Source organism: Priestia sp. SIMBA_032, assembly GCF_046535215.1.
GTDB lineage: Bacteria > Bacillota > Bacilli > Bacillales > Bacillaceae_H > Priestia > Priestia aryabhattai.
This window is the reverse complement of sequence record NZ_JAWRXD010000466.1, coordinates 1-282: the sequence shown is the minus strand read 5'-3', so window position 1 is coordinate 282 and position 282 is coordinate 1. Positions and strand designations below refer to the sequence as shown.

Sequence of the window (282 nt, the reverse complement as noted above, 5' to 3'; positions counted from 1 at the left end):
TCTTCCACTTTCAAAAAAACTCCACTCTCTTACCACCTCAATTCTGGACCCTTCCAAAAGCAACTCATAATTTGAGGTCGATACTGAAGAGTTCACCGCCATCACCAATCTAAAATAGAGAGTGCCATGACTATAAAACTCCACCATGTGGGCTTTAACCAGACTACCAACGGTAGCCGTGGTTTTTATCTCGAACGCGAGCGCCTGCTTCGAAGAGTCATACTTTACGTCAACCCCGGCTTGCGGATTGGCGATTACAGGCTGCAGCCCTCCATAGTCCCA

At 47.5% G+C, this 282-nt stretch carries 1 protein-coding gene; it reads right to left on the bottom strand.

Going from position 1 to position 282, the window contains the following annotated elements; all coding sequences use genetic code 11:
- On the bottom strand, positions 1–282 hold a 282-nt coding region (locus SB717_RS35175; RefSeq protein WP_410907535.1), incomplete at both ends, for a hypothetical protein.